The sequence below is a fragment of the Stenotrophomonas sp. S39 genome, assembly GCF_016624665.1.
Taxonomy (GTDB): domain Bacteria; phylum Pseudomonadota; class Gammaproteobacteria; order Xanthomonadales; family Xanthomonadaceae; genus Stenotrophomonas.
Genome location: NZ_JACVTT010000175.1, coordinates 1 through 3,497, shown reverse-complemented (window position 1 = coordinate 3,497; position 3,497 = coordinate 1). Strand labels below are relative to the sequence as shown.

At 68.0% G+C, this 3,497-nt stretch carries 2 protein-coding genes; both read left to right on the top strand.

Translation table 11 applies throughout. The features are described from left to right. The first annotated feature begins 209 nt into the window (after window positions 1–209). Window positions 210–1,346: a molybdopterin-synthase adenylyltransferase MoeB gene (gene moeB, locus IAE41_RS22050; RefSeq protein ID WP_200734571.1), complete on the top strand. Its 1,137-nt coding sequence runs from the start codon at window positions 210–212 to the stop codon at window positions 1,344–1,346. Between the two features lie 265 nt (window positions 1,347–1,611). Then, on the top strand, window positions 1,612–3,447 hold the full coding sequence (locus IAE41_RS22045) for a monovalent cation:proton antiporter-2 (CPA2) family protein (protein ID WP_200734570.1): 1,836 nt from the start codon (window positions 1,612–1,614) through the stop codon (window positions 3,445–3,447). Window positions 3,448–3,497: the final 50 nt, after the last annotated feature.

Below are 3,497 nucleotides of genomic sequence, written 5' to 3'. Positions count from 1 at the left end.
CGCCGCCCGGCGGCCCCCGCCGCCCCGCCCCCCGCGCCCCCCCCCCCCCCCCGCTACCGTACGCTTGCGGTGGACCTGTAGAGCCGAGCCCATGCTCGGCTGCCTTTCGCGTATTGCCGCGGGCGCGCTGCGCGCGCCAGCCGAGCACGGGCTCGGCTCTACAGATTCTGGTCAAGGCGGGTGGCCGCCACGTGCGTGATAATGCGGCCATGAGCATTCCAGAGCTTTCCCCGGAACAGGCACGCGCGCGTGTGGCCCACGGTGCGGTGCTGATCGATGTGCGCCAGGCGCATGAGCGCGCCGGTGGCATGGCCGAGGGCGCGCGTGGCGTGGCCAAGGACGACCTGCTGGCGGACCCGGCCGCGCACTTGCCCGCCCCGGGCCAGGAAATCCTGCTGATCTGCCAGAGCGGCAAGCGCTCGGCCGACGCCGCACTGGCGCTGCTGGCGGCGGGCTACTCGAACGTCGCCTCCGTGGCCGGCGGCACCGTGGCCTGGCGCGAGCAGGCGCTGCCGCTGGTGCAGCCGATGCTGGACGCCGCCGACCGCGATTTCTACGACCGCTACTCGCGCCACCTGCTGCTGCCGCAGGTAGGTGAGGCCGGCCAGCGCCGCCTGCAGCAGTCGCGCGTGCTGGTACTGGGTGCAGGTGGCCTGGGCGCACCGGCTGGCTTCTACCTGGCCGCAGCCGGGGTAGGGCACCTGCGGTTTGCCGATCATGACCGCGTGGAGCGCAGCAACCTGCACCGGCAGATCGTGCACACCGAGGCCAGCGTCGGCCAGCTGAAGGTCGATTCGGCGCGCGAGCGGCTGCTGGCGTTGAACCCCTCCATCGAGGTCGAGGCCATGCCCGAGCGGGTGACCTCGGAGAATGTCGATCGCCTGCTGGACGGCGTGGATGTGGTGCTGGACGGCTCGGACAACTTCCCCCTGCGCTACCTGCTCAACGACGCCTGCATCAAGCACGCCAAGCCCATGGTCTATGCCGCCATCGAGCGCTTTGATGGCCAGGTAAGCGTGTTTGACGCCGGCCGCCAGCGTGGCGTGGCGCCGTGCTACCGCTGCTTGTTCCCCGAGCCGCCGCCGCCGGAGTTCGCGCCGAACTGCTCCGAGGCGGGCGTGCTGGGCGTGCTGCCCGGCCTGGCCGGGGTGCTGCAGGCCACCGAGGTGCTGAAGCTCCTGCTGGGTATCGGTGAGCCTCTGGTGGGCCGGCTGCTGCGCTTCGATGCCTTGGGCATGCGCTTCCGCGAGACCGGCATCGGGCCCGACCCGGCCTGCCCGGTGTGCGCGCCGGGTGTGCCGTTCCCGGGGTACATCGATTACGCCGCGTTCTGCAGCGGAGGGTGATCGCTGCGAACCCTCATCCACGCATGGCGTGGATCTACTGGATTATCACGGCGTGTCATCGACGCATCGCGCGGGTGGTGCGTCCTCCGGCCGCCCAGTAGATCCACGCCATGCGTGGATGAATATCGGCGATTTCGGAACGATGCCGGGTGTCAATCTCAATATCGTTCCATTTTCGGCACAACTAAACGCAACGTCGATGCTATTGCCGTCAGAAAACTTGCTCTATCGTTGAGGCCGATTTCGGTTTTCGGGGAAACACCGCATGGCGGTAGAAGCAGCGACCAGCGAGCTGGTCAAGGTCGTGGCCCTGTTGGGCGCGGCGGTGGTGATGGTGCCCTTGTTCCGCAGGCTCGGCCTGGGTTCGGTGCTGGGTTACTTTGCCGCTGGCCTGGCCATTGGACCGTTCGGCCTAGGCTGGTTCTCCGACCCGCAGGCGATCCTGCATACGGCCGAGCTGGGCGTGGTGATGTTCCTGTTCGTCATCGGCCTGGAAATGCGGCCCTCGCACCTCTGGAGCCTGCGCAAGGAAATCTTCGGGCTGGGGACGCTGCAGATCGCCACCTGTGCGCTGGTGCTGACCAGCATCGCCAAGCTGTTCGGCCTGCCGTGGCAGGTCGCCTTCATCGGCGCCACCGGCTTCGTGCTCACCTCCACCGCAGTGGTGATGCAGCTGCTCGCCGAGCGCGGCGACATCGCGCTGCCGTCGGGGCAGAAGATCGTTTCCATCCTGCTGTTCGAAGACCTCTTGATCGTGCCGCTGCTGGCCCTGGTGGCCTGGATGGCGCCGAGCGCGGGCAGTGCCGATGGCGAAGGCTCGCGCTGGTTGTCGGTGGCGATCGGCGTCGGCGCCATCGTTGGCCTGGTGCTGGTCGGTCGCTTCCTGCTCAACCCGCTGTTCCGCCTGCTTGCCGAATCGAAGGCGCGCGAAGTGATGACCGCCGCCGCGCTGCTGGTGGTGCTGGGCGCGGCGCTGCTGATGCAGCTGTCCGGCCTGTCGATGGCGATGGGCGCCTTCCTCGCCGGCGTGCTGCTGAGCGAATCCACCTTCCGCCACCAGATCGAAGCGGACATCGAACCGTTCCGCGGCATCCTGCTGGGCCTGTTCTTCCTCAGCGTGGGCATGGCCCTGGACCTGGGCGTGGTGGCCGGCAACTGGCCGATGATCGTCGGCCTGGTGCTGGCGCTGATGGCGGCCAAGGCACTGTGCATCTACGTGGTGGCCCGCCTGATGGGCAGCGACCACGCACAGGCCATGGACCGTGGCGTGCTGATGGCGCAGGGCGGCGAATTCGCCTTCGTGCTGTTCTCCGCCGCCGCCAGTGCCGGCGTCATCGACATGGACATCAATGCCAACTTCACCGCCGTGGTGGTGCTGTCGATGGCCCTGACCCCGCTGGTGGTGCTGGTGTACAAGCGCGTGGCACCGAAGCCGGAAGTCAGCCTGGAAGGCGTGGACACCGCCGATGGCCTGTCCGGCAGCGTGCTGATGATCGGCTTCGGCCGCTTCGGCCAGGTGGCCAGCCAGTCGCTGCTGGCCCGCGACGTGGACGTGACCATCATCGACAACGATGTGGAGATGATCCACAACGCCGAGCGCTTCGGGTTCAAGATCTATTACGGCGATGGCACCCGCCTGGACGTGCTGCATGCCTCCGGCGCCGGTACCGCGCGGGCGATCGCGGTGTGCGTGAACAATGCCGAGGATGCCGATCGCATCGTTGAGCTCGTCGCGCATGAATTCCCACAGGCCAAGCTGCTGGTGCGCTCGTTCGACCGCGAGCACTCGCTGCGGTTGATCCATGCCGGCGTTGATTTCCAGATCCGCGAGACGTTTGAATCGGCGCTGATGTTCGGCCAGGCCGCGCTGATGGAGCTGGGTGCGGACGAAGACGACGCGCAGGAGATCGCCGAGCAGATCCGCGAGCGCGACGCCGAGCGGTTCGAGCTGGAAATGGCCGGCGGCAGCCTGCGTGCCGGTGCGCACATGGTGTTCGGCAGCGCGCTGCCGGGCGTGCCGACCCCGACCCCGTTCACCGCGCCCAAGCGCAAGGCCCGCACGTTGAATGCGGACCAGGTGCCGGAAGAAGAAGAGGATTGACCGGTTCTGGTAGTGCCGGCCGCTGGCCGGCAACCTCATGAACGCGGCAA